The organism is Enterobacter sp. CP102 (genome assembly GCF_025152625.1).
GTDB lineage: Bacteria > Pseudomonadota > Gammaproteobacteria > Enterobacterales > Enterobacteriaceae > Enterobacter > Enterobacter soli.
In genome coordinates this window covers 355113-380647 of record NZ_CP104014.1, presented here as the reverse complement: position 1 = coordinate 380647, position 25535 = coordinate 355113, and the positions used below count along the sequence as shown (strand labels likewise).

General features: G+C 54.8%; 28 protein-coding genes and 1 tRNA gene. 16 read left to right on the top strand and 13 right to left on the bottom strand.

From position 1 onward, the window contains the following. Positions 1-22 precede the first annotated feature (22 nt). Entirely contained in the window at positions 23-1000 is a 978-nt protein-coding gene (epmA, locus tag N1249_RS01805; protein ID WP_259834062.1) for an elongation factor P--(R)-beta-lysine ligase, read from the bottom strand. A gap of 310 nt (positions 1001-1310) precedes the next feature. On the opposite strand from epmA, the gene frdA reads away from it, so the two are divergent. The 4 genes from frdA to frdD are packed head-to-tail and all read left to right on the top strand — an operon-like array spanning position 1311 to position 4604. Beyond that, positions 1311-3101: a fumarate reductase (quinol) flavoprotein subunit gene (frdA, locus tag N1249_RS01800; protein ID WP_259834061.1), complete on the top strand. Its 1791-nt coding sequence runs from the start codon at positions 1311-1313 to the stop codon at positions 3099-3101. Next, the gene (locus tag N1249_RS01795) at positions 3094-3828 is read left to right on the top strand and encodes a succinate dehydrogenase/fumarate reductase iron-sulfur subunit (protein WP_042715379.1); all 735 of its coding nucleotides are present in this window, start codon (positions 3094-3096) and stop codon (positions 3826-3828) included. Before frdA ends, N1249_RS01795 begins: the two co-directional genes overlap by 8 nt. A gap of 10 nt (positions 3829-3838) precedes the next feature. Continuing rightward, positions 3839-4234 (top strand): fumarate reductase subunit FrdC, encoded by a 396-nt coding sequence (gene frdC / locus N1249_RS01790; protein WP_259837957.1) that lies wholly within the window; start codon positions 3839-3841, stop codon positions 4232-4234. Positions 4235-4244: 10 nt separating this feature from the next. After that, positions 4245-4604, top strand: a complete 360-nt coding sequence (gene frdD / locus N1249_RS01785) for a fumarate reductase subunit FrdD (RefSeq protein WP_259834057.1) — start codon at positions 4245-4247, stop codon at positions 4602-4604. A gap of 30 nt (positions 4605-4634) precedes the next feature. Here frdD and ampR read toward each other — a convergent pair whose 3' ends face one another. Then, the gene (gene ampR, locus N1249_RS01780) at positions 4635-5510 is read right to left on the bottom strand and encodes a LysR family transcriptional regulator AmpR (RefSeq protein WP_259834055.1); all 876 of its coding nucleotides are present in this window, start codon (positions 5508-5510) and stop codon (positions 4635-4637) included. Between the two features lie 132 nt (positions 5511-5642). Here ampR and blaACT point away from each other — a divergent pair, with 132 nt between their 5' ends. Both blaACT and N1249_RS01770 read left to right on the top strand, forming a co-directional pair. Next, positions 5643-6785 (top strand): ACT family cephalosporin-hydrolyzing class C beta-lactamase, encoded by a 1143-nt coding sequence (gene blaACT / locus N1249_RS01775; RefSeq protein WP_409193159.1) that lies wholly within the window; start codon positions 5643-5645, stop codon positions 6783-6785. Positions 6786-6943: 158 nt separating this feature from the next. Then, positions 6944-7474 (top strand): lipocalin family protein, encoded by a 531-nt coding sequence (locus N1249_RS01770; protein ID WP_259834051.1) that lies wholly within the window; start codon positions 6944-6946, stop codon positions 7472-7474. On the opposite strand, the gene sugE is transcribed toward N1249_RS01770, so the two are convergent. Further along, positions 7471-7788 (bottom strand): quaternary ammonium compound efflux SMR transporter SugE, encoded by a 318-nt coding sequence (gene sugE, locus N1249_RS01765; RefSeq protein WP_014068595.1) that lies wholly within the window; start codon positions 7786-7788, stop codon positions 7471-7473. The two genes, N1249_RS01770 and sugE, sit on opposite strands and share 4 nt — an antisense overlap. Positions 7789-8051: 263 nt before the next feature. Here sugE and N1249_RS01760 point away from each other — a divergent pair, with 263 nt between their 5' ends. Then, a complete protein-coding gene (locus N1249_RS01760) occupies positions 8052-8651 on the top strand; it encodes a LuxR C-terminal-related transcriptional regulator (RefSeq protein WP_259834048.1) in 600 nt (199 codons plus the stop codon). A gap of 40 nt (positions 8652-8691) precedes the next feature. Here the strand turns inward: N1249_RS01760 and ecnB are convergent, their stop codons facing one another. The 3 genes from ecnB to efp all read right to left on the bottom strand — a co-directional run bounded on the left by ecnB (position 8692) and on the right by efp (position 9704). Further along, the gene (gene ecnB / locus N1249_RS01755) at positions 8692-8838 is read right to left on the bottom strand and encodes a lipoprotein toxin entericidin B (RefSeq protein ID WP_014068593.1); all 147 of its coding nucleotides are present in this window, start codon (positions 8836-8838) and stop codon (positions 8692-8694) included. A gap of 109 nt (positions 8839-8947) precedes the next feature. Next, complete coding sequence (locus N1249_RS01750) at positions 8948-9079, bottom strand: entericidin A/B family lipoprotein (protein ID WP_041161986.1); 132 nt, start codon at positions 9077-9079, stop codon at positions 8948-8950. Between the two features lie 58 nt (positions 9080-9137). Continuing rightward, complete coding sequence (efp, locus tag N1249_RS01745; protein ID WP_010427766.1) at positions 9138-9704, bottom strand: elongation factor P; 567 nt, start codon at positions 9702-9704, stop codon at positions 9138-9140. Between the two features lie 40 nt (positions 9705-9744). Between efp and epmB the strand changes: the two genes are divergently transcribed. After that, positions 9745-10773 (top strand): EF-P beta-lysylation protein EpmB, encoded by a 1029-nt coding sequence (gene epmB / locus N1249_RS01740; RefSeq protein ID WP_259834042.1) that lies wholly within the window; start codon positions 9745-9747, stop codon positions 10771-10773. A gap of 66 nt (positions 10774-10839) precedes the next feature. Here epmB and N1249_RS01735 read toward each other — a convergent pair whose 3' ends face one another. The 3 genes from N1249_RS01735 to N1249_RS01725 form a co-directional block, all read right to left on the bottom strand. Beyond that, positions 10840-11193 (bottom strand): DUF4156 domain-containing protein, encoded by a 354-nt coding sequence (locus N1249_RS01735; RefSeq protein ID WP_182063355.1) that lies wholly within the window; start codon positions 11191-11193, stop codon positions 10840-10842. A 134-nt stretch (positions 11194-11327) separates the two neighbouring features. Next, entirely contained in the window at positions 11328-12971 is a 1644-nt protein-coding gene (gene groL, locus N1249_RS01730) for a chaperonin GroEL (RefSeq protein WP_259834037.1), read from the bottom strand. A 30-nt stretch (positions 12972-13001) separates the two neighbouring features. Then, positions 13002-13295, bottom strand: coding sequence for a co-chaperone GroES (locus tag N1249_RS01725; RefSeq protein ID WP_003855929.1), 294 nt, complete (start codon positions 13293-13295; stop codon positions 13002-13004). 178 nt (positions 13296-13473) lie between these two features. Between N1249_RS01725 and yjeH the strand changes: the two genes are divergently transcribed. After that, positions 13474-14712 (top strand): L-methionine/branched-chain amino acid transporter, encoded by a 1239-nt coding sequence (gene yjeH, locus N1249_RS01720; RefSeq protein ID WP_259834034.1) that lies wholly within the window; start codon positions 13474-13476, stop codon positions 14710-14712. 36 nt (positions 14713-14748) lie between these two features. On the opposite strand, the gene N1249_RS01715 is transcribed toward yjeH, so the two are convergent. After that, entirely contained in the window at positions 14749-15213 is a 465-nt protein-coding gene (locus N1249_RS01715) for an FxsA family protein (protein WP_014068587.1), read from the bottom strand. A gap of 334 nt (positions 15214-15547) precedes the next feature. On the opposite strand from N1249_RS01715, the gene aspA reads away from it, so the two are divergent. From aspA to N1249_RS01690, 5 genes are all read left to right on the top strand, one after another. Then, positions 15548-16984 carry an aspartate ammonia-lyase gene (aspA, locus tag N1249_RS01710; RefSeq protein WP_259834031.1) on the top strand — a complete coding sequence of 479 codons (1437 nt, stop codon included), beginning with the start codon at positions 15548-15550 and terminating at the stop codon, positions 16982-16984. 117 nt (positions 16985-17101) lie between these two features. Then, a complete protein-coding gene (locus N1249_RS01705) occupies positions 17102-18403 on the top strand; it encodes an anaerobic C4-dicarboxylate transporter (RefSeq protein WP_259834029.1) in 1302 nt (433 codons plus the stop codon). 113 nt (positions 18404-18516) lie between these two features. After that, positions 18517-18840 carry a divalent cation tolerance protein CutA gene (gene cutA, locus N1249_RS01700; RefSeq protein WP_014068585.1) on the top strand — a complete coding sequence of 108 codons (324 nt, stop codon included), beginning with the start codon at positions 18517-18519 and terminating at the stop codon, positions 18838-18840. Continuing rightward, a complete protein-coding gene (locus N1249_RS01695) occupies positions 18816-20513 on the top strand; it encodes a protein-disulfide reductase DsbD (RefSeq protein ID WP_259834026.1) in 1698 nt (565 codons plus the stop codon). The genes cutA and N1249_RS01695 overlap by 25 nt, the downstream gene beginning before the upstream one ends. A 49-nt stretch (positions 20514-20562) precedes the next feature. Then, positions 20563-21138: a transcriptional regulator gene (locus N1249_RS01690; protein ID WP_014068583.1), complete on the top strand. Its 576-nt coding sequence runs from the start codon at positions 20563-20565 to the stop codon at positions 21136-21138. Here the strand turns inward: N1249_RS01690 and N1249_RS01685 are convergent. Together N1249_RS01685 and N1249_RS01680 are read right to left on the bottom strand one after the other, a co-directional pair. Continuing rightward, entirely contained in the window at positions 21135-21725 is a 591-nt protein-coding gene (locus tag N1249_RS01685) for a LysE family translocator (RefSeq protein WP_259834024.1), read from the bottom strand. The genes N1249_RS01690 and N1249_RS01685 overlap by 4 nt on opposite strands. A 36-nt stretch (positions 21726-21761) precedes the next feature. Continuing rightward, positions 21762-22607, bottom strand: coding sequence for an AraC family transcriptional regulator (locus N1249_RS01680; RefSeq protein WP_166718301.1), 846 nt, complete (start codon positions 22605-22607; stop codon positions 21762-21764). 169 nt (positions 22608-22776) lie between these two features. On the opposite strand from N1249_RS01680, the gene N1249_RS01675 reads away from it, so the two are divergent. Next, positions 22777-22852, top strand: a tRNA-Phe gene (locus N1249_RS01675). A gap of 136 nt (positions 22853-22988) precedes the next feature. Further along, positions 22989-23942: a nickel/cobalt transporter gene (locus N1249_RS01670; RefSeq protein ID WP_259834021.1), complete on the top strand. Its 954-nt coding sequence runs from the start codon at positions 22989-22991 to the stop codon at positions 23940-23942. Positions 23943-23981: 39 nt separating this feature from the next. Here N1249_RS01670 and proP read toward each other — a convergent pair whose 3' ends face one another. Further along, positions 23982-25484, bottom strand: a complete 1503-nt coding sequence (proP, locus tag N1249_RS01665) for a glycine betaine/L-proline transporter ProP (protein WP_259834019.1) — start codon at positions 25482-25484, stop codon at positions 23982-23984. Positions 25485-25535: the final 51 nt, after the last annotated feature.

Here is a 25535-nt window from a genome sequence, read left to right as displayed (position 1 = left end):
GGCCGCACCCCGTGAAGTGCAATCAGGCGCGATCTACCGTAAAGGCAATCACATCCCCCAGCTGCCCGGCACCCAGCGCCAGCATCACCAGACGGTCAACACCCAGCGCCACACCAGAGCAATCTGGCAGACCAGCTTTCAGGGCTTCCAGCAGATGAGTATCAATCGGCTGCTGCGGCAGGCTACGCGCATTACGCTTGCGGTTGTCCTGCTCGAAGCGCTGCTGTTGTTCGCGCGCGTCGGTCAGTTCGTGGAATCCGTTCGCCAGCTCAATGCCTTTGTAGTAAACCTCAAAGCGTTCCGCCACGCGGTGATCTTCAGTGCTGATCTGCGCCAGAGAAGCCTGGCTTGCCGGGAAATGGTAAACAAAAGCAGGCCGGTCTTTGCCAATCTGCGGCTCAACACCAAAGGTGAACAGTAGTTGCAGCAGCGTATCGCGGTCTTCTTCAGTATCCGCCACGTTGCTCAAATCAAGCTTCGCCGCCACTTCACGCAGCTGCGTTTTGTCGGCAGACAGTGGATCAATTTCCAGATAGCGCTGGAACGCCTGTTGATAGGAGAGCGTTTCGGCTTCTGCGCAATCCAGTACCTGTTGCAGCAGATCGTCCACCTCATTCATCAGGCGGTACATATCATAATGCGGACGATACCACTCCAGCATGGTGAATTCCGGGTTATGGTGACGACCCATCTCTTCATTACGGAAGCTGCGACACAGCTGATACACCGGGCCACAGCCCGCAGCCAGCAGGCGCTTCATGTGGTATTCCGGGCTGGTCATCAGATACAGATTCATACCCTGAGAGTGGCCAGGACCAACAAAACGGGTTTCGAACGGGACCAGATGAATATCGGTAACCGTTGCCTGACTCATGCACGGCGTTTCCACCTCAAGTACACCGCGATCGGCAAAGAAGCGGCGGATCTCCGCCATAATTGCTGCGCGTTTTAACAAATTAGGGATGGACGCGCTCGGCTGCCAGGTGGCCGTTTCGCTCATGAGTTCTTCTCCGATTTCAAACAAGGGCACGAAGTCTACTCGTTAGCAGGGACAGAGACAAATTTTGCGCAGTAAATTAGCGGATTTCATTGAGGGCGATAATTCCGTGACGCAATTCATCAATCACAATGATAAATCACCGCACATAACAGCAAAAAAATCGAACACGTCAAATTTCCCTCACATCCACACGGTTATACTGTTTTACCCATAAAGGAGCAGTGGAAACGCTTTCGCGATAGCCCGTCCGGGCAGGTGAGCTACCTTTAGTTCATCGCATTGCGAAATAACAAAAACCTGGAGGAATGTCGTGCAAACTTTTCAAGCCGATCTTGCCGTTATAGGCGCTGGCGGTGCTGGATTACGTGCTGCAATTGCAGCCGCTCAGGCTAATCCAAACGCTAAAATCGCACTGATTTCAAAAGTCTACCCTATGCGCAGCCACACGGTTGCCGCTGAAGGAGGGTCCGCCGCCGTCGCGCAGGATCATGATAGCTTCGAATACCATTTCCACGACACGGTTGCAGGGGGCGACTGGCTTTGCGAACAGGATGTCGTTGATTATTTCGTGCACCATTGTCCAACGGAAATGACCCAGCTCGAACAGTGGGGATGTCCGTGGAGCCGCCGCCCGGATGGCAGCGTCAACGTTCGCCGCTTCGGCGGGATGAAAATTGAACGTACCTGGTTCGCCGCCGATAAAACCGGCTTCCACATGCTGCATACCCTGTTCCAGACCTCCCTTCAGTTCCCGCAAATTCAGCGCTTTGACGAGCATTTCGTTCTCGACATCCTCGTGGATAACGGCGAAGCGCGCGGCCTGGTGGCGATGAACATGATGGAAGGCACGCTGGTACAAATCCGCGCAAAAGCCGTGGTGATGGCAACCGGCGGCGCTGGCCGTGTTTACCGCTACAACACTAACGGCGGGATCGTCACCGGCGACGGGATGGGCATGGCGCTCAGCCACGGCGTACCGCTGCGTGATATGGAGTTTGTCCAGTATCACCCAACCGGCTTGCCGGGCTCTGGCATCCTGATGACGGAAGGTTGCCGTGGTGAAGGCGGTATTCTGGTCAACAAAAACGGCTATCGCTATTTGCAGGATTACGGCATGGGCCCGGAAACCCCGCTCGGCGAGCCGAAGAACAAATATATGGAGCTTGGCCCACGCGACAAAGTATCCCAGGCTTTCTGGCACGAGTGGCGCAAAGGCAACACCATCCCTACCCCGCGCGGCGATGTGGTCTATCTCGACCTGCGTCACCTGGGCGAGAAGAAATTACTGGAACGTCTGCCGTTCATCTGCGAACTGGCAAAAGCCTATGTGGGCGTCGACCCTGTGAAAGAGCCAATTCCGGTGCGTCCAACCGCGCACTACACCATGGGCGGCATCGAAACCGATCAGCAGTGTGAAACCCGTATCAAAGGCCTGTTCGCCGTGGGCGAGTGCTCCTCAGTGGGCCTGCATGGTGCCAACCGTCTGGGATCGAACTCACTGGCAGAACTGGTCGTCTTTGGCCGCATGGCGGGTGAGCGCGCGATGGAGCGTGCCGCTACCGCGGGCGAAGCCAACAGCGCCGCGCTGGATGCCCAGGTTGCAGACGTTGAAAAACGCCTGAAAGACCTCGTTAACCAGGAAGGTAACGAAAACTGGTCGAAAATCCGCGATGAGATGGGCCTGTCGATGGAAGAAGGCTGCGGTATCTACCGTACGCCAGAGCTGATGCAAAAAACCGTCGACAAGCTGGCTGAGTTGCAGGAGCGCTTCAAGCGCGTGCGTATCACCGATACCTCCAGCGTGTTCAATACCGACCTGCTCTACACCATTGAGCTGGGACACGGCCTGAACGTGGCCGAATGTATGGCGCACTCTGCGCTGGCCCGTAAAGAGTCACGCGGCGCGCACCAGCGTCTGGATGAAGGCTGCACCGAACGTGACGATGTCAACTTCCTGAAACACACCCTCGCCTGGCGCGATGCGGACGGGACCACGCGTCTGGACTACAGCGACGTGAAGATCACCACGCTGCCGCCGGCAAAACGCGTTTACGGTGCAGAAGCAGAAGCCGCCGAGAAGAAGGAGAAGGCGAATGGCTGAGATGCAAAAACTGAAAGTTGAAGTGGTGCGCTACAACCCGGAAGTGGACGCCGCCCCGCACAGCGCTTTCTACGAAGTACCTTACGACGAGCAAACCTCCCTGCTGGATGCGCTCGGCTACATTAAAGACAACCTGGCGCCTGACCTGAGCTACCGCTGGTCCTGTCGCATGGCGATTTGTGGCTCCTGCGGCATGATGGTTAACAAAGTGCCGAAGCTGGCCTGTAAGACCTTCCTGCGGGATTACACCAAAGGGATCAAGGTTGAAGCGCTGGGCAACTTCCCGATCGAGCGCGATCTGGTGGTCGATATGACTCACTTTATCGAGAGCCTGGAAGCGATTAAGCCGTACATCATCGGCAACCCGCGCACGCCGGATCAGGGACCAAACACCCAGACCCCGGCGCAGATGGCGAAATACCATCAGTTCTCCGGCTGCATCAACTGTGGCCTGTGCTACGCCGCCTGCCCGCAGTTCGGACTGAATAAAGAGTTCATCGGCCCGGCGGCCATTACCCTGGCGCATCGCTATAACGAAGACAGCCGCGACCATGGTAAAAAAGAACGTATGGCGCAGCTTAACAGCCAGAACGGTGTCTGGAGTTGTACTTTTGTCGGCTACTGCTCTGAAGTCTGTCCGAAGCATGTCGATCCGGCCGCCGCCATTCAGCAGGGTAAAGTTGAAAGCTCGAAAGACTTTCTTATCGCTACCCTGAAACCACGCTAAGGAGTGCATGATGACGACTAAACGCAAAGCCTACGTGCGGCCAATACCGTCCACCTGGTGGAAAAATCTGCCGTTTTATCGCTTCTATATGCTGCGTGAAGGCACAGCTGTACCGGCGGTCTGGTTCAGCATTGAACTGATGTACGGGGTGTTCGCCCTCAAACATGGCCCGGAAACCTGGGCGAATTTTGTGGGCTTCCTGCAAAACCCGATTGTGGTGATCCTGAACCTCATCGTGCTTGCAGCGGCGCTGCTTCACACTAAAACCTGGTTTGAACTGGCACCAAAAGCGGCGAACATCATCGTAAAAGGCGAGAAAATGGGGCCAGAGCCGGTGATTAAAGGGCTGTGGGCGGTGACGGCGATAGTCACCGTGGTCATTCTGTTTGTCGCACTGTTCTGGTAAGGAGACTACTGTGATCAATCCAAATCCAAAACGTTCAGACGAGCCGGTCTTCTGGGGTCTGTTTGGCGCAGGCGGCATGTGGAGCGCCATCATCGCGCCAGTGATCATCCTGCTGGTTGGCATTCTGCTGCCGCTGGGGCTGTTCCCGGGTGATGCGCTTGGCTACGATCGCGTGCTGGCGTTCGCGAGCAGCTTTATTGGCCGCGTATTCATCTTCCTGATGATTGTCCTGCCGCTGTGGTGTGGCCTGCACCGTATTCACCATGCGATGCATGACCTGAAAATCCATGTCCCGAGCGGTAAATGGGTCTTCTACGGTCTGGCAACCATTCTGACCGTGGTGACGCTGATTGCCGTGGTCACCATCTGACTGACCAGGCCCGCCGTCCGGCGGGCCTTTTTATTTCTGCATCTTCCCCACCAGCCACTGCGCAAACTCGTGCATGGCAGGAGTTTCCGTCCGGGACTGCAATCGCGTTAGCCAGTAACTGCCCAGATCGATCCGGGTGGCAAACGGCTGCACGATACGCTCGCTGTTCAGCAGATGGGCAAACATGTCGACCGGTGCGATGGCGATCCCCACGCCCGCCTGTGCGGCTTCCAGCATGGTCACGGATGAATCAAATACCATCACCCGATGTGTCGGTGAGGGCGGCGGCTCACCCGCGGCCTGCATCCATGCCGACCATTCATCCCGTCGATAGGAGCGCAGCAGGGTAAATTTCAGAATATCGGCGGGCGTGTGTAGCCTGTCGGCAAACTCCGGTGAGCAAAGAGGAGCCAGCGGCGCCGCGCAAAGAAAAATGGCCTCAGTGCCGTGCCATGCACCGCCACCGTAGCGGATGGTGTAATCCAGCCCTTCGGCAGCCGGATCGACCCGGTTGTTATGCGTGGAAAGCTGGAGGTCAATATGCGGGTAACTGCGGCGAAAATCCTCCAGCAGCGGGAATAAACAGCCGGTGGCGAAAGTCCCGACAACGCCGATTTTGAGTTTTTCCTGCGCCCGGTGACGGCTAAAGCGGTCCAGCATTCCGGCAATGCGATCAAAAGAGTCGTTCAGCACCGGCAATAAATTCTCACCTTCCGTGGTCAGCATCAGGCCACGAGAGACGCGCACGAACAGCTGGCAGTTTAGGTGCTGTTCCAGTGCTTTCACCTGCTGGCTAATGGCGGAATGGGTGACATTCAGCTCGATCGCCGCATGAGTAAAACTGAGGTGCCTGGCGGCGGCTTCGAATGCACGAAGCGAATTAAGGGGAATATAGCTGCGCGTCATGGTCTTGTCCGTTAGAAAAATTAACAGCTCCTGCTAAATTTAACCGTTTGTCATGCACAGTCAAATCCAACAGACTACGCTCGTCTGATGGGCCCGGACATTCCCTTGACTCGCTATTACGGAAGATATCTCATGAAAAAATCACTTTGCTGCGCTCTGCTGCTCACCGCCTCCTGTTCTGCCCTTGCCGGGACGATGTCAGAAAAACAGTTGGCTGATGTGGTGGAACGCGCCGTGATTCCCCTGATGAAAGCGCAGACCATCCCCGGTATGGCGGTGGCGGTCATTTATCAGGGCAAACCGCACTATTTCACCTTCGGGGAAGCCGATGTTGCCGCTCGCCTGCCCGTCACGCAGCAGACCTTATTCGAGCTGGGCTCCATCAGTAAAACCTTCACCGGCGTGCTGGGAGGCGATGCCGTTGCCCGCCATGAAATTTCACTGAGCGACCCTGCAACACAATACTGGCCTGAACTGACGGGCAAACAGTGGCAGGGGATCCGTCTGCTGGATCTGGCCACCTACACCGCTGGCGGCCTGCCGTTACAGGTCCCGGATGAGGTCACTGACAACGCTTCGCTGCTGAATTTCTATCAGCACTGGCAGCCACAGTGGAAACCCGGGACAACGCGCCTGTATGCGAATGCCAGTATCGGTCTTTTCGGCGCGCTGGCGGTTAAACCTTCCGGCATGAGCTTTGAGGAGGCCATGATGAAGCGGGTCTTTAAGCCGCTCAAACTGGACCATACGTGGATTAATGTTCCGAAAGCAGAAGAGGCACATTACGCCTGGGGATACCGTGACGGTAAAGCGGTACGCGTGTCGCCGGGGATGCTGGACGCTGAAGCCTATGGCGTCAAAACTAACGTGAAGGATATGGCGAACTGGGTGATGACCAACATGGCGCCAGATACCGTCACGGATGCGTCTCTTAAGCAAGGCATCGCCCTTGCGCAGTCGCGCTACTGGCGCGTGGGTGCCATGTATCAAGGGTTAGGCTGGGAAATGCTGAACTGGCCGGTCGATGCCAAAACCGTGGTCGGGGGCAGCGACAATAAGGTGGCGCTGGCTCCGTTGCCCGCGGCAGAGGTCAATCCACCCGCTCCCCCGGTCAAAGCGTCCTGGGTACACAAAACAGGCTCTACTGGCGGGTTTGGCAGCTACGTGGCATTTATTCCTGAAAAGCAGATCGGTATTGTGATGCTCGCGAATAAAAGCTATCCGAACCCGGCGCGAGTTGAGGCGGCATACCGTATCCTCGACGCGCTGCAGTAAAACATTGCCGGGTGGCGCTAACGCTTACCCGGCCTACATAACGCATCGGTGTTGTAGGCCGGGTAAGGCGAAGCCGCCACCCGGCGAAACACACCACACGTCCCCCACATTTTCCTTGCCGTCATCTACACTTAACAAAAAACAGTAAGGAAACTCCTATGCGCATTCTGCCTGTTATCGCCGCAGTGACAGCCGCGTTTTTAGTGGTTGCCTGTAGCTCTCCGACCCCACCTGCGGGTGTCACCGTCGTCAACAATTTCGATGCTCAGCGATTCCTGGGAACGTGGTATGAAATTGCCCGTTTCGATCACCGTTTTGAGCGGGGTTTGCAGAAAGTTACCGCGAACTATAGCTCGATGGATGATGGCGGGATCCAGGTGATTAATCGCGGCTATAACCCTGACCGCAGCATGTGGCAACAGGCAATTGGGCAAGCCTACTTTACCGGCAGCCCTAATCGGGCGGCGCTTAAAGTCTCGTTCTTTGGTCCCTTCTATGGTGGGTATAACGTGATAGCTCTGGACAGAGAATACCGTCATGCGCTGGTCTGCGGGCCGGATCGCGACTATCTCTGGATACTCTCCCGCACGCCAACCATCTCCAGTGAAATGAAACAGCAGATGCTGGACGTCGCGACCCGGCAAGGGTTTGATGTGACGAAACTAATCTGGGTGGAACAACCCCATTAATGTGCGCTGAGTTTTAAACCGATAATACCGGCAACAATCAGGGCGAGGCTGGCGATACGTGCCAGACTCGCCGATTCACCCAGCAGCAAAATCCCCGTAATTGCCGCCCCGACAGCGCCAATTCCCGTCCAGACGGCATAAGCCGTGCCTACCGGCAGCGTGCGCATCGCCCACGACAGCAGCGCAATACTGACAACCATCGCGGTAACGGTAATCAGGCTGGGCATCAGGCGGGTAAAACCGTGGGTGTACTTCAGACCGATTGCCCAGACAACCTCAAGCAAACCGGCAATAACAAGAATAATCCAGGACATATCTGGCTCCTTAACTTAAATACAAGTTGGGGCCGTCCCCGATGAACAGATGCGCTTACGGGTCGTCCCGCAAGGCAGAGATTAGGTGGCATATTTTGGTTAACGGCCGATTTTTTTTCAATCCATTTATGCTGAACTTGTTAAGGCAAGAAATAGCCGCAGTATGGCGCGTAGTTCAGGCATTTATCACTCATCCGACTTCTCTATGATGATGTGCTTTCTGATGGCAGGAAGCCAAACCACTAGCCGACTGCGAAAAAAATATGTTCAAAATTCTTTTGATTGACCGTTGTCACTTCACCCGCACCGGGTTTGAAGCATGGCTCAATCATTCAGGCCTGTTCCCGGGTAGCTATGTTGTGACCGGTTTGAATAATCTTTTCCTGGCCCGGGAGCACATCCTACAGTGGAAGCCAACGCTGGTGATTGCTGACTTGCACGGCTTCAAACAGGATATTCACCATTTCCAGCAGCTCTCTTCTTTGCTGAAAGCCTGCGAAACGCTGCCCTTTATTTTGTTGCAGTCAGGCGAAGAGCCGGAGATGGTAAATTACCTGGAGCAGTTCCCGGTCTGGTCTTGTCTGTTGAAAAATGCCGAGCTCGAACAGCTGGCCACGGTGATTAATGATGCGCTGACATCCTGCGCCAGCATTGAAATACCGCAAATCGCAGCACCGTTGTTAACCCGCCAGGAAGAGAAAGTGCTCACGCTGTGGATGGATGGCGCAAGCAATCAGAAGATTGCCAGCCATTTGAGCATTAACGGGAAAACGGTTTATACCTACAAACGCAACATCCGCATGAAACTGCATATGGACACACGTTTTTCGCCGTTTTTATCCCTGCAAGAAGTGGAGAATTGACGGTACGAGGAGATCGACACAACGTACCGTCTGAACTTCATTAGTTCTGCGCTTTTGTTGCTGCACCAGAAATTGCGCTACCACCTTCAGAAATATCCTGACCGACGCCACGCGTGGTATTACAGGCGGTTAAAACTGAAGAAAGTACCAGGACAGAAAAGATCGCTGCAATTGTCTTCTTAACCATAATATCTTCCTTTTATAGCCAAAGTTATTTTGTTGAATAGCAACTTAAGGATAGACAAGATCCCGTCATTTGACGGCTCAGGAAGCGATTTTAGGAGAATTAGACGAAATTAGCTGGCTGCGTGAGAAATCACATGGCCAAGATCTTTGATATCTTCGCCGACACCGCGTGCGGTATTACACCCGGAAAGGAACGCGCCGGACAGCGCCAACAGAAGCAGAATTTTAACGGTACGTTTCATCATCCCTGCCTGCAAAAACAGGCGCAGCGGACGCTGCGCCATCAATCATTTACATGAATTACTTCACGCGGGATACGTATTCGCCGGAGCGGGTATCCACTTTGATCACTTCGCCAGTCTGTACGAACAGTGGAACTTTAACCACTGCACCGGTAGACAGTTTAGCTGGCTTGCCGCCGGTACCTGCGGTGTCACCTTTCAGGCCTGGATCGGTTTCAACGATTTCCAGCTCTACGAAGTTTGGTGGGGTCACAGCGATAGGCTGGCCGTTCCACAGGGTCACGATGCACTCAGCCTGATCCAGCAGCCATTTCGCGCTGTCACCGACTGCTTTCTCGTCAGCAGACAGCTGTTCGAAAGTAGAGTTGTTCATGAAGTGATAGAACTCACCGTCGTTGTAGAGGTAAGTCAGGTTCATATCAACAACATCAGCGCCTTCAGCGGAGTCAGTAGACTTGAAGGTTTTTTCTACACGGGTACCGGTCAGCAGGCGGCGCAGCTTAACACGCGCGAATGCCTGGCCTTTACCTGGTTTAACGAATTCGCTGGCTTCAACCGCATACGGTTCGCCGTCCATCATGATTTTAAGACCAGCACGAAAATCGTTGCTATAGTACGTTGCCATAAGGCCCTCTAAATTTGTTAACTGGTAGCTAAGCCACAAAATGGCGCATATTGTAACCCTAAACACCCCGTCCAGAGAAGATTGGTTATCGCAACTTGCCGATGTAATCACCAGTCCTGATGAATTACTGCGTCTTTTAGACCTCGATCAGCACCCAGAGTTGCTTGCAGGCCGGGAGGCGAAGCGCCTCTTTGCCCTGCGTGTTCCCCGCGCGTTTGTTGCCAGAATGGAGAAAGGAAATCCTGACGATCCTTTATTAAAACAAACGCTTACTTCGCAGGATGAGTTCATTACTTCGCCGGGATATAGCACCGATCCTCTTGAAGAGCAGAACAGTGTGGTGCCGGGTTTACTGCACAAGTATCTCAACCGAGCCCTGCTGCTGGTAAAAGGCGGCTGTGCGGTAAATTGTCGTTATTGCTTCCGTCGGCACTTCCCGTATGCCGAAAACCAGGGGAATAAACGCAACTGGCAGGTCGCGCTGGACTATATCGTCGCCCATCCGGAGCTGGATGAGATTATTTTTTCCGGCGGCGACCCGCTGATGGCGAAAGATCACGAGCTGGACTGGCTGCTGACTCAGCTCGAAGCCATCCCGCACATTAAGCGTCTGCGCATTCACAGCCGTTTACCGATTGTCATTCCGGCGCGTATCACTGACGGCCTGGTATTGCGCCTGGAGCAGTCTCGACTGCAGGTGCTGCTGGTGAACCACATTAACCACGCGAACGAAATTGGCGATGATTTTCGCGCGGCGATGGCGCGTTTGCGTAAAGCGGGGGTGACGCTGCTGAACCAGAGCGTGCTGCTGCGTGGCGTAAACGATAGCGCCCGCGTGCTGGCTGACCTGAGCAATGCGCTGTTTGATGCGGGCGTGATGCCCTATTACCTGCACGTGCTGGATCGCGTTCAGGGCGCGGCCCATTTCATGGTGACGGATGAAGAAGCCCGGCAGATCGTGCGCGAACTGTTAACGCTGGTTTCAGGCTATATGGTGCCGAAGCTGGCACGTGAGATTGGTGGGGAGCCAAGCAAAACGCCGCTGGATTTGCAGCTGCGGCAGAAGTAAAAAGGCAGGTGGCGCTACGCTTACCAGCCCTACGGGGGCCGGGCGTAGCGCTATCCGCAAGCTAACTCAGTTCGGGCACTTATAAACCTGGCCATTCATCTGGCTGGCTGTCGGCACAAAGCTCGACAACATCCCCTGTGACGGGCTGCTCACGCCATAAATCACATTACCGCCCATAGCCGCAGCCTGGTTACGCAGGGCATTTGCCGCACCGCGCATAGAGCCGCCTTCTTCACCGTGCTGGCCCGACATCCAGTTGCTTTGCTCACCGCTTGCCGTACCTAATAACTGGCATTCGCTACCCGGCTTATCTTCCACAAAGCGAACACCCTGGCCCGCTGCTGACAGCTCATTGCTGGAACTACAACCTGCCAGCAGCAATGCTGCTCCCACGATCCCTGCACAGACTTTTACGCGCATGTTATTCCTCGTTTTCAATAAGCTGGACAGTAGTTGTCCGTGTCTAAACCTTATACTAAAAAGATGACCAAAAGAAAAACCCCCGAGCATTTCTGCCCGGGGGTTTTTCACAATCTAAGCCGTATAGCGCACGATTACATCATGCCGCCCATACCGCCCATGCCGCCCATACCAGCAGCACCTAAGTCAGGTGCGTCGCCTTTAGGCATATCGGTCACCATGCACTCGGTGGTGATCATCAGGCCAGCAACAGATGCCGCGTACTGCAGTGCAGAACGGGTCACTTTAGTTGGGTCCAGGATACCGAAGTCGATCATGTTGCCGTATTCTTCAGTTGCTGCGTTGTAACCGTAGTTACCTTCGCCCGCTTTCACGTTGTTTGCCACAACAGATGGCTCTTCACCTGCGTTGGACACGATCTGACGCAGTGGTGCTTCCATTGCGCGCAGCGCAACTTTGATACCCACGTTCTGATCTTCGTTCTGAGCGGTCAGTCCAGCGATTTTCGCTGCAACGCGAACCAGCGCAACACCACCACCAGCAACTACGCCTTCTTCTACCGCAGCACGGGTCGCGTGCAGGGCGTCGTCAACGCGTGCTTTTTTCTCTTTCATTTCAACTTCAGTTGCAGCACCAACTTTGATAACTGCTACGCCGCCTGCCAGTTTCGCTACGCGCTCTTGCAGTTTTTCACGGTCGTAATCGGAAGTTGCTTCTTCAATTTGCTTACGGATCTGACCAACGCGGCCCTGAATAGCAGCTTCGTCGCCCACGCCATCGATGATGGTGGTGGTGTCTTTGTTGATCACAACGCGTTTAGCCTGGCCCAGGTCTTCCAGGGTCGCTTTTTCCAGCTCCATACCGATCTCTTCAGAGATAACAGTACCGCCAGTCAGGGTTGCGATGTCCTGCAACATAGCTTTACGACGATCGCCGAAGCCAGGTGCTTTAACCGCAGCCACTTTCACGATGCCACGCATGGTGTTAACCACCAGGGTCGCCAGTGCTTCGCCTTCAACGTCTTCAGCGATGATAACCAGTGGTTTGCCTGCTTTCGCAACGGCTTCCAGAACTGGCAGCATTTCGCGGATGTTGGAGATTTTTTTGTCAGCCAGCAGGATGAACGGGCTTTCCAGCTCAACAGCGCCAGTTTCTGGTTTGTTGATGAAGTATGGGGACAGGTAACCGCGGTCAAACTGCATACCTTCAACCACGTCCAGTTCGTCTTCCAGACCGGTACCGTCTTCAACGGTGATCACGCCTTCTTTACCGACTTTATCCATCGCTTCAGCGATCAGCTTACCTACGGTTTCGTCGGAGTTAGCGGAGATAGTACCAACCTGAGCAATAGCTTTAGAGTCAGAGCACGGTACGGACAGCGCTTTCAGCTCTTCAACGGCAGCAGCGACAGCTTTGTCGATACCACGTTTCAGATCCATTGGGTTCATGCCCGCAGCAACGGCTTTCAGGCCTTCTGCGATGATTGCCTGTGCCAGTACGGTTGCAGTGGTAGTACCGTCGCCTGCTGCGTCGTTCGCTTTAGAGGCAACTTCTTTCACCATCTGTGCGCCCATGTTTTCGAACTTGTCTTCCAGCTCGATTTCACGTGCTACAGAAACACCATCTTTAGTGATGGTTGGTGCGCCGAAGGATTTGTCCAGCACTACGTTACGGCCTTTCGGGCCCAGGGTCACTTTAACTGCATCTGCCAGTACGTTCACGCCGCGCAGCATTTTTACACGAGCGTCGTTACCGAATTTTACGTCTTTAGCTGCCATGTTCTTAGTTCCTCAAATTCTCGTGCGTAATTACGCTTCAACAATTGCCAGAATGTCGCTTTCGGACATGATCAACACTTCTTCATTGTCGATCTTCTCGGATTTCACGCCGTAGCCATCGTTGAAAATTACGATGTCACCAACTTTAACGTCCAGTGGCTGCACAGTTCCGTTTTCCAGGATGCGGCCCTTACCGACAGCGATGATTTCGCCACGCGTTGATTTTGCCGCTGCGGAACCGGTCAGAACGATGCCGCCAGCAGATTTGGTTTCAACTTCTTTACGTTTGACGATCACACGATCATGTAACGGACGAATACTCATTGATAGCTCTCCTTTGAGAAAGTCATTATCAGTTATGGATGACGCCGGTCCGTACACGGTTTTCCGGCTAGTGCCCTGAGAGATGGGGATAGCTTTTTACCCCTTCAAGGGGTAGTCGAAAAAAAATTTGCGAAAGTGTTACCATCGCCTCTCTTTGGATGGTGGCAGGACGATGTAAATGAGTGGACTCAAGCAGGAGTTGGGGCTGGCGCAAGGCGTGGGCTTACTCTCGACTTCCTTGTTAGGCACGGGTGTTTTCGCTGTACCCGCGCTCGCGGCGCTGGTCGCCGGGAATAACAGCCTGTGGGCGTGGCCAGTGTTGATTGTGCTGGTTTTTCCGGTGGCGATTGTCTTTGCCGTGCTCGGGCGGCACTTTCCCAGCGCAGGCGGTGTCGCCCACTTTGTCGGCATGGCCTTTGGCCCGCGCCTGGAGCGCGTGACCGGCTGGCTTTTCCTTTCGGTTATCCCTGTTGGGCTACCTGCCGCACTGCATATCGCAACGGGCTTCGGGCAGGCGCTGTTTGGCTGGCATGACAAACAATTGCTGTTTGCCGAACTGGGTACGCTGGCGATTGTCTGGTGGGTCGGCTCGCGTGGGGCCAGCTCCAGCGCCAATCTGCAAACGCTGGTCGCGGTGCTTATCGTCGCCCTGATTGCCGCTATCTGGTGGGCAGGCAACATCACCGTGGCGGAAATCCCCTTCCCGGCAGTGAGCGATGTCGACCATTCACAGCTTTTCGCAGCGCTTTCTGTGATGTTTTGGTGTTTTGTGGGTCTTGAGGCGTTCGCGCATCTGGCTTCGGAATTTAAACAACCCGAGCGCGATTTCCCGCGCGCGCTGATGATTGGCCTGCTGCTGGCAGGCACTGTCTACTGGGCCTGCACCGTGCTGGTACTGCACTTTAATGCCTTTGGTGAAGATAAAGCCGCAGCGGCATCGCTGCCGGGCATCGTGGTAACACTGTTCGGCGTCAAAGCCCTGTGGGTGGCCTGCGTGATTGGTTATCTCGCCTGCTTCGCCAGCCTCAATATTTACATTCAGAGCTTTGCCCGTCTGGTGTGGTCACAGGCGTTGTACAAGCCGGAAAGCCGCCTCGCCCAGCTGTCAAAACGCCAGCTTCCGCTGAATGCGCTGAACACGGTGCTGGGCTGCTGCGTACTGAGTACCCTGGGTATTTACTGGCTGAATATCAATCTTGATGCGTTGATCGTCTATGCCAACGGCATTTTCATCATGATTTATCTGCTGTGTATGCTGGCGGGTTGTCGGCTGCTGAAAGGCCGCTTTAAAGCACTGGCCATTATCGGCGGGGTGCTCTGTTTGCTGCTGCTGGCGATGGTGGGCTGGAAGAGTTTGTACGCCATTGTGATGCTGGCGGGGCTTTGGCTGTTTTTGCCGAAGCGAAGTTCAATCTGAATAACGCCCGGTGGCGCTAAACCACCGGGCATGAAATCAACGATCGTCTTTATTGTCTAACCGGTCGTGCTGTTCGTCTTTACGCTGGTATTCGCCATCAAACGTATTGCCCGGTCCGGTACTGAAACCACCGCCCGGCATCCGGCTGAAGCTCAGGTGAGGCATTAACTTCATGGTCAGGTGCTTTTGCACCGGCGGTAACAGCAGCAACAGCCCCAGGAAGTCGGTAAAGAACCCCGGCAGGATCAGCAGCAAGCCGGCAATAATCAGCGACACGCTTTTAATCATCTCCGCGGCCGGGCTTTCACCTGCCGCCATCTTCTGCTGCATTAACAGGAAATTTTTGAAACCCTGATTACGCACCAGAGACATCCCAATCACCGACGTGAAGATAACCAGGATCAACGTCAGCAGGACGCCAAGCACATGGGCGACCTGGATAAAAATCGAAATCTCAATGTAAACATAGAGAAAAAAAGCAATAAACGGTATCCAGCGCACTGGCATCTCCTGTGTGGCAGAGGCGTCTGGCCTCTGTCTGAATGTGTTCGCAACTCGCGTGTAGAAGAGATGGAGGCGGTTAGCCAAAATTCAATCAGTTTGCACGGATATTTTTTTTGGAAATATTAAAGCGGTGACTCATTTCACAGATTAATAATTATCATGGAATCGGGTCGATAATAAGTGATCCAGATTACGGCAATTCGCTATTATCAGCATATGATCTCGAGCATCTGGCCGATTGAGGGAATAATCGTCGGTCATAAAATATTCAAAACCACATATATACTGTGTGTTTAGTACAATCCATCGGCAGCTTGAAAAGAAGGTTCACATGTTAAACAACATTCGTATCGAAGAAGATTTGTTGGGTACCAGGGAAGTTCCAGCGGATGCCTACTACGGTGTTCACACTCTGAGAGCGATTGAAAACTTCTACATCAGCAACAGCAAAATCAGCGACATCCCTGAGTTTGTGCGTGGCATGGTGATGGTGAAGAAAGCCGCAGCACTGGCAAACAAAGAGCTGCAAACCATTCCGAAAAGCGCTGCAAATGCGATTATCGCCGCGTGCGATGAAGTGCTGAACAACGGCAAATGCATGGATCAGTTCCCGGTTGACGTCTATCAGGGCGGCGCGGGTACCTCCGTCAATATGAATACCAACGAAGTGCTGGCAAACATCGGCCTGGAGCTGATGGGTCATCAGAAAGGTGAATACCAGTACCTCAACCCGAACGACCACGTGAACAAATGCCAGTCCACCAACGATGCCTACCCTACCGGTTTCCGCATCGCGGTGTACGCCTCCGTGGTGAAACTGGTCGACGCTATCAACCAGCTGGGCGATGGCTTCCAGCGTAAAGCTGTTGAGTTCCAGGACATCCTGAAAATGGGGCGCACCCAGCTGCAGGACGCGGTTCCGATGACCCTCGGTCAGGAGTTCCACGCGTTTAACGTTCTGCTGAATGAAGAAACCAAAAACCTGCTGCGCACCTCTGAACTGCTGCTGGAAGTGAACCTGGGCGCAACCGCCATCGGTACACGTCTGAACACCCCGGACGGCTATCAGCAGTTGGCGGTGCAGAAACTGGCGGAAGTCTCTAACCTGCCGGTTGTCCCGGCTGAAGACCTGATTGAAGCCACCTCCGACTGCGGCGCATACGTGATGGTACACAGCGCGCTGAAACGTCTGGCGGTGAAACTGTCTAAAATCTGTAACGACCTGCGCCTGCTCTCTTCCGGCCCGCGCGCTGGCCTGAATGAAATCAACCTGCCAGAACTCCAGGCGGGCTCCTCTATCATGCCAGCCAAAGTCAACCCGGTGGTGCCAGAAGTGGTGAACCAGGTCTGCTTCAAAATCATTGGTAACGACACCACCGTGACCATGGCCTCTGAAGCCGGTCAGTTGCAGCTGAACGTGATGGAGCCAGTGATTGGCCAGGCGATGTTTGAATCCATCCACATCCTGACCAACGCGTGCTACAACCTGCTGGAAAAATGCATTAACGGTATCACCGCGAATAAAGAAGTGTGTGAAGGCTACGTGTATAACTCCATCGGTATCGTCACCTACCTCAACCCGTTCATCGGCCACCATAACGGCGACATCGTCGGTAAGATTTGTGCTGAAACCGGTAAGAGCGTGCGTGAAGTGGTGCTGGAGCGCGGTCTGTTGACCGAAGCGGAGCTGGACGACATTTTCTCGGCGCAAAACCTGATGCACCCGGCCTATAAAGCGAAACGTTATACCGATGAAAGCGAACAGTAGCAGTTCAGGCTAAGCTTGCGAAAGGCACGTCACTTGTGACGTGCCTTTTTTCTTTTTAAGCGTTACCAATTACACAACAATTTAATATCAACTTGTTAATAAACAAGGAAGGCACTTATGTTTGGAGCAGAACTCGTTATCGTCTTGTTGGCGATTTATTTGGGCGCACGACTCGGGGGTATCGGCATCGGTTTTGCCGGTGGTCTTGGGGTGCTCGTTCTTACCCTTATCTTTCAGATCAAACCCGGCGCAATCCCTTTTGACGTTATCGAAATCATCATGGCCGTTATTGCCGCTATCGCTGCCATGCAGGTGGCGGGCGGTATGGATTACCTGGTGAGCCTGGCGGAACGTATGCTGCGCCGCCATCCAAAATACATTACCTTCCTTGCCCCGCTGGTGACGTGGTTTATGACCATTCTCGCCGGGACGGGCCACACGGCGTTCTCCACGCTGCCGGTGATCACCGAAGTGGCGAAAGAGCAAGGCATTCGCCCGTCTCGTCCGCTTTCCATCGCCGTGGTGGCATCCCAGATTGCCATCACCGCTTCACCGATTTCCGCTGCCGTGGTTTTCTTTGCGGGCATCCTGGAGCCAATGGGCGTGAGCTACCTGACGCTGCTGGGGATCTGTATTCCGGTCACGCTGATTGCGGTGATGATCACCGCCGTGTTGTGTAACTTCCTCGGTGCCGAACTGAAAGACGATCCGGTTTATCAGGAGCGTCTGGCAAAAGGTGAAGTGAAACTGCGCGGCAGCCAGGTCTTCGAGCTGAAACCGCACGCAAAACGCTCCGTACTGCTGTTCCTGATCGGCATTGTGGCTGTAATGTTCTACGCCACCGCCATCAGCGATACCGTGGGGCTGATTCAGAACCCGGTTCTGCCGCGTAACGAAGCGATTGTGGTGTTCATGCTGACCATCGCCACGCTGATTAGCATCACCTGTAAAATCGACACCGGCGAAGTACTGAATGCGAGCACCTTTAAGTCTGGTATGAGCGCCTGCGTGTGCGTACTGGGTGTGGCCTGGCTTGGTGATACTTTCGTGAAAGCGCATATCGCGGATATCCAGACCGTTGCCGGTGACCTGCTGCACAACTACCCGTGGCTGCTGGCTGTGGTGCTGTTCTTCGCTGCCACGCTGCTGTACTCCCAGGCGGCAACCACCAAAGCGCTGATGCCTGCGGCACTGATGCTGGGCGTAACCCCGCTGACGGCAATTGCCTCTTTTGCGGCGGTGTCTGCGCTGTTCGTACTGCCGACTTACCCAACCCTGCTGGCGGCGGTTGAAATGGACGACACCGGCTCTACCCGTATCGGTAAGTATGTGTTTAACCACGCGTTCCTGATCCCGGGTGTGGTCGCGATTTCGCTTTGCGTCATCCTCGGCTTTATCATCGGCGGCGTCGTGCTGTAAATCCTTTACGGTTGTAAAAATAGTTAAAATCGGGTCGCTCTGCGGCCCGATTCATTAATGAGCAGCGCCCTCGCATGGTATAGTGTTTTTTTTCGCGATAACGAGGTCGACCTGTGAATACACCAGACGCTGTTGTTGTGCTTTGTACCGCTCCCGATGAAGCTTCTGCCCAGGATCTTGCCGCTAAAGTGCTGGCAGAAAAACTGGCTGCCTGCGTCACCCTCCTTCCCGGCGCCACCTCCCTGTATTACTGGGAAGGCAAACTGGAACAGGAGTACGAAGTACAAATGCTGCTGAAAACTAACACGGTGAATCAGCAGGCGCTCCTCGATTGTCTCAAGTCTCATCATCCTTACCAAACCCCGGAACTGCTGGTACTCCCGGTGGTCCACGGCGATAACGATTATCTCTCATGGCTCAACGCGTCCTTACGCTGATCCTGCTGCTGTGCAGCACATCAGCTTTTGCCGGGTTATTCGATGCACCCGGCCGCTCTAACTTTATTCCCGCCGACCAGGCGTTCGTCTTTGATTTCCAGCAAAACCAGCATGACCTGAATCTGACATGGCAGGTTAAAGACGGTTATTACCTCTATCGCAAGCAGGTCAGCATTACCCCTGCCCAGGCGAACGTTGGCCAGCTTCAGTTACCCAAAGGCGAGTGGCACGAAGACGAGTTTTACGGCAAAAGTGAAATCTATCGCCAGCGCCTGAGCGTGCCGGTGACGGTGAATCAGGCCGATAAAGGCGCCACGCTGACGGTCACTTATCAGGGCTGTGCGGACGCCGGTTTCTGCTATCCGCCGGAAACAAAAGTCGTGCCGCTGAGCGAAGTCAAAATGGCCGCCGACATATCCCCTCAATCTTCCGGGAAGAGCGTCGGGAGTGAACCGGGGTCTACGCTTCCCTTCTCCGCACTCTGGGCTTTACTGATTGGTATCGGCATTGCCTTTACGCCTTGCGTTCTGCCGATGTATCCGCTGATTTCCGGCATTGTGCTTGGCGGTAAACAACGGCTGTCCACCGCCCGGGCGCTGCTGCTGGCCTTTATCTACGTGCAGGGAATGGCGCTCACCTATACCGCGCTCGGCCTTGTGGTCGCCGCCGCCGGGCTTCAGTTCCAGGCAGCGCTGCAACATCCGTATGTGCTTATCGGCCTGGCGGGTGTCTTTACCCTGCTGGCGCTGTCGATGTTTGGCCTGTTTACGCTGCAGCTGCCGTCATCGCTGCAAACCCGCTTAACGCTGATGAGCAACCGTCAGCAGGGCGGCTCCGCTGGCGGCGTGTTTGCGATGGGTGCCATTGCCGGGCTGATTTGTTCGCCTTGCACCACGGCACCGCTGAGCGCCATCCTGCTGTACATCGCACAGAGTGGCAATATGTGGCTGGGCGGTGGCACGCTCTACCTGTACGCACTCGGCATGGGCTTACCGTTGATCCTGGTGACGGTGTTCGGCAACCGTCTGCTGCCGAAGAGCGGCCCGTGGATGGAAACCGTGAAAACAGCGTTTGGGTTTGTGATCCTTGCGCTGCCGGTGTTCCTGCTGGAACGCATCATCGGCGATATCTGGGGCCTGCGCCTGTGGGCAATACTGGGCGTGGCGTTCTTTGGCTGGGCATTTATTACCAGCCTGGGCGCGAAAAACCCCTGGATGCGCCTGGTGCAAATCCTGTTGCTGGCCGCCGCACTGATAAGCGTACGTCCATTGCAGGACTGGGCGTTTGGCGCGCCCACCGCGCAAACGCAGGCGCACCTGAACTTCACGCAGATTAAGAACGTTGATGAACTGAACACGGCCCTGGCTCAGGCGAATGGCCGGCCCGTTATGCTTGATCTCTATGCCGACTGGTGTGTAGCCTGCAAAGAGTTCGAGAAATACACCTTTAGCGATCCGCAGGTGCAAAGCGCACTGAAAGAGACCGTGTTGCTTCAGGCAAATGTCACGGCGAACAACGCGCAGGATAAGGCGTTACTGAAACAGCTCAACGTGCTCGGCCTGCCCACCATCCTGTTTTTCAATAAACAGGGCGAGGAGCAGCCCGCGGCACGCGTGACCGGGTTTATGGATGCCGCGGCATTTAGCGCGCATTTGCATGATCGCCAACCGTAAACGACACTTTAGACGGAACAAACCGTTGGGAAAAACGGAGGAGAACACCGTGCAACGCGAAGACGTACTGGGACAAGCCCTGCAATTGCTTGAGATTCAAGGGATAGCCAGCACCACGCTTGAGATGGTAGCCGACCGTATCGATTACCCTCTGGATGAACTGAAGCGTTTCTGGCCCGATAAAGAGGCGCTGCATTATGACGCCCTGCGCTATCTGAGCCAGCAGGTCGACATCTGGCGCAGGCAGCTCATGTTAAATGAAGAGCTGACAGCTGAGCAAAAATTGCTGGCGCGCTATACCGCACTGACTGAATGCGTGAGTAACAACCGTTACCCTGGCTGCCTGTTTATCGCCGCCTGTACCTTCTACCCCGACCCTGAGCATCCGATCCACCAGCTGGCCAATCAGCAGAAACGGGCGGCGCATGACTTCACCCACGAGCTGCTCACCACGCTTGAAGTGGACGACCCTGCCATGGTCGCCAGGCAAATGGAGCTGGTGCTGGAAGGCTGTCTGAGCCGGATGCTGGTGAACCGTAGCCAGGCCGACGTGGATACGGCGCACCGTCTGGCAGAAGATATTCTGCGTTTTGCACAGTGCCGTTCAGGTGGCGCGTTAACCTAAGCCAGCATCCCGGCCCAGGCTGAAACCAACAGGCACACCGCCATCAGCCGCTGAAAACGCACCATCGCCACGGTGGTGCGAAAAATTCTGTTCACCGCTTTGCCAAGCCACGCCCAGCACAACAGACACGCAATCGAGATCATCAAAAACCACAGCGCCATCAGGGCAATATCGCGCAGTGCGTTATCGCTTGTCGGGGCAAACAGGCTGACAACCGCCAGCGCCATCATCCAGGTTTTCGGGTTAACAACCTGCAATAGCGCCGCTGCCTGGGCGGTAAAGCGGTTAGGGCTTTTCGACGACAGATTCGCCGCGGGCGCGCTAAACAGCTGCCAACTCATCCAGCTTAGCCACAGCACGCCTGCCCAGCTCATTACCTGACGGATCAACGGATACTGACGCAACACTTCACCTGCTCCCGCACCTGAAATCAACACGATGGCACTCGCGGCAATACAGCCGCCCAGAATGGCAGGCACGGTATTTTTCACACCAAAATGTTGGCTGTTGGTCAGCACCAGAATATTGGTTGGCCCCGGCGTTATCGAGGCAACAAATGCAAACAGCAGGAAGGGGATCAGACTCACAGGTGGCTCCTTTTTATAAGAGCCATGAATGTGACGCTATTTTCTGGAAACGTCTGGAAGGTTTGTGCACAACCGACGGTAATGGGCTGGCGAAATACGGTATGCCCGCTGGAACCAGCGCCCCAGGTGGCTTTGGTCGGCAAAGCCCAGAGCCGCGGCAACGTCGACTGGCTGTTCTCCGCGCGCCAGGCACTGGCGTGCTTTTGCCAGCCGCAGCTGGATAAGCCAGGCGTGCGGAGCAAGGTGAAACTCGCGTTTAAAACAGCGCGTCAGGGTAAACCTGTCCGTCCCGGTTTCCCGCGCAAGATCGGACAACCCGATGTTATCGCCAATATGGGCATACAGATAATCGCGTGCGCGATGGGCCACCGCCGCGCTCTGTAGTTGCGAGGGTAATCTTTTACGCCAGTGGCAGTGGGAGGTAATTTGCGCCAGCAGGCCGTCCATCGTGCTCTGCTGGACGATTTTCATCTCATCGCTGTGAAGCGCGGTAAACGTCTCGCCAATCGAACGCACCAGCTGCGGCTCTCGCGTCAGCGTTTGAGCAAAGTGCAGCGAATAGCTGCCAGGTACGGTGTCATACAGCCCATGAAGCGTTTTCGTCAGCCACTGTTCATCCAGATAAAACGTCAGATAGGTAAAACCGCCTTCTACCGGCGCATCCCCGTCGTGGATCTCACCTGGCTCCAGTAAAAATGCATCCCCGGGATGGCTACGATGGCGCTCGCGCCGACAGTGAAACTGCTGAGTACCGGCAAGGGTAATGCCGACCAGGTAGCTATCGTGCCAGTGTGGATCAAACGCATGGCCTTCAAAGTGCGCTTTAATCGTTTCAATGCCCGTGTCTGAATGCTGACGCAGCTCAAGCCAGTCGTTCGCCATACTGCCCTCCTCTTCTCATCAGCATTGTCACACTGCGGCAAACCTGTCTGGAAGATTTGTGCAATTTCGCCGCGCAAACCGACAGATTGCCGCAAAGTTAAGCAGTTGAACAGCTTTTCCCGAAATAATGTTGACGACCGTGCGTGATTGCGGTTTAATGCGCCCCGTTGCCCGGATAGCTCAGTCGGTAGAGCAGGGGATTGAAAATCCCCGTGTCCTTGGTTCGATTCCGAGTCCGGGCACCACTATTTAAAGAACCCGCCCAAAAGGCGGGTTTTTGCTTTTGGAAATCCGTTACTCCCCAGGTAACTTCCATCAGAGATCGCCCACGCCTGACTTGCTATACTTCCCGCAGAGTCCACTCCCGTTGCAGGCCAACTCATGACCACTCAACGCCTTAGCTACGACTGGCGCATCCCGACCGCAGGGTTGATGTTGCTGGCTCTCCTGGTAGCAGGTTTTACCCTGCATTCCCACTGGAATGCCTTTATTCAGTGGTGTCTCGCCACACAAATCACACTGCATCGCTACCTTGTCATGTATCTGCTGCAACTCAATAACCATCAGTACAGCGGTGGGTTATGGCTACTGACGGGCGCGTTTTTTTACGGCGTGCTGCACGCGATTGGCCCGGGGCACGGCAAATTTATTGTTACCACCTATCTCAGCACCAACAAAGAGAGTCAACTGGCTGCCCGGATAGTGCCCTTCCTCGGCAGCCTGATGCAGGGCGTTAGCGCGATCCTGTTTGTCTTTATTCTGGCCGTCGGGTTTAACCTCGCGTCCGGGGATCTCAGTACCAGCCGCTGGTATGTGGAGAAAATCAGTGCGGTGCTGATTGGCGCATTCGGTGCCTTTGTCATTTACCAGGCGCTGAAAAGCCTGCGCCCGCGAAAACTGACCATCAATGCCATCAGGCCTATGCACCAGCACGATGAACATTGTGGCTGCGGCCACCACGGCGTAGGCGCAGACCTGACTCAGGGCGACTGGAAAACGCGCCTGGGGGTGATTCTGGCGATTGGCGCACGTCCGTGCAGCGGGGCGATCATGATTTTGATGTTCTCTAATGCGCTGGGGATTGTGACCTGGGGAATTGCAGCGGTAATGACCATGGCGCTGGGTACTGCGCTGTCGATCATGGGTCTGTCACTGGCGGTGCGTTATGCCCGTGAGCGCACGGTCGCGTACTTTGGCGGGAATTCGTCCCTGAGCTGGCTGGTGCCGGTGGTCAAAATTGCCGGCGGGATTGTGTTGATCCTGTTTGCAACGGTTCTGTTCCTGACGGTTATCCCCATCAGCGCCAACGGCGATTACATCGCTGCGGGATGCTAACCCCATAAAGAAAAACCCGCCATCGGCGGGTTTTCTGTCTTACTCGTTGATGCGTGGATGCTGATCCACCAGGCGCGAACGCTTCAACTGCAATGCCTCAATCTCGGCATCGATATCTTCAATCTTCTGCTCGATATTATCGTGATGCTCGCGCAGGATCTCCTTCGCTTCCTGGAGGTCAGATGCCGCAGGCGTAGCCCCTTTCAGCGGCAGGTTCGCCGTTTCCTTCATCGTTAAACCGGTAATCAGACCAATCACCGCGATAACCATCAGGTAATAGGCCGGCATCATCAGGTTCTGCGTGCTTTCCACCAGCGACGCGGCAAGCGTTGGCGTCAGACCGGCAATCAGCACCGAAATGTTAAACGCGGCGGCCAGCGCACTGTAGCGAATATGCGTCGGGAACATGGCAGGCAACGTAGACGCCATCACCCCGATGAAGCAGTTGAGGATCACTGCCAGCATCAGCAGCCCGGCAAAAATCAGCCCCAGCACATCACTGTTAATCAGGATAAAGGCTGGGATAGCCAGCAGGAACAGCGCAACACTACCCAGAATGATAAATGGTCGACGGCCAAAACGGTCGCTCATCAGACCCATAATCGGCTGAACAAACAGCATCCCCACCATGATGGCGATGATGATCAACACACCGTGATCTTCCGAGTAGTGCAGGTTATGCGACAGGTAGCTCGGCATGTAGGTCAGCAGCATGTAGTAAGTCACGTTGGTGGAAATCACCATCCCGATACAGACCAGCAGGCTGCGCCAGTGTTTGGTCGCAATCTCTTTGAACGAGACTTTCGGACCTTCCTGAAGGCTTTCACGATCGCCCTGCTCCAGTTTTTCAACGTGCTGCTGGAACGCTGGGGTCTCTTCAAGAGCATGACGCAGATACAGACCGATAATCCCCAGCGGCAGCGCCAGGAAGAACGGAATACGCCAGCCCCAGTCCAGGAAGTTATCTTCGCCCACGACGGTCGAAATCAGAACGACGACCCCCGCCCCCATCACAAACCCGGCAATCGAGCCGAAATCCAGCCAGCTTCCCATAAAGCCGCGTTTTCTGTCCGGGGAGTACTCCGCGACGAAGATCGACGCACCGGTGTATTCACCGCCCACAGAGAAGCCCTGCGCCATCTTACAGAGCAGCAGCAGAATGGGTGCCCAGATGCCGATGGAGGCATAAGACGGTATCAGGCCGATACAGAACGTACTGATCGACATAATCACAATGGTAATGGCGAGTATTTTCTGGCGACCGTATTTATCGCCGAGCATCCCGAAGAACAAACCGCCAAGCGGGCGGATCAGGAAGGGTACGGAGAACGTACCCAGCGCGGCAATCATCTGCAAGCTGGGGTCGGCGCCCGGGAAGAACACCTTACCTAACGCATAGGCGACAAAGCCGTAGACACCGAAATCGAACCATTCCATCGCATTACCGAGCGAGGCGGCAGTGATCGCTTTACGCAGTTTCGCATCATCAATAATGGTGACATCGCGAAGGGTGATGGGTTTTACTTTTTTCCTTTTAAGCATTGCTATCCTCATAGAGTTGGCCCTGTCCACCCCACAGAAACTCCTGCAGTC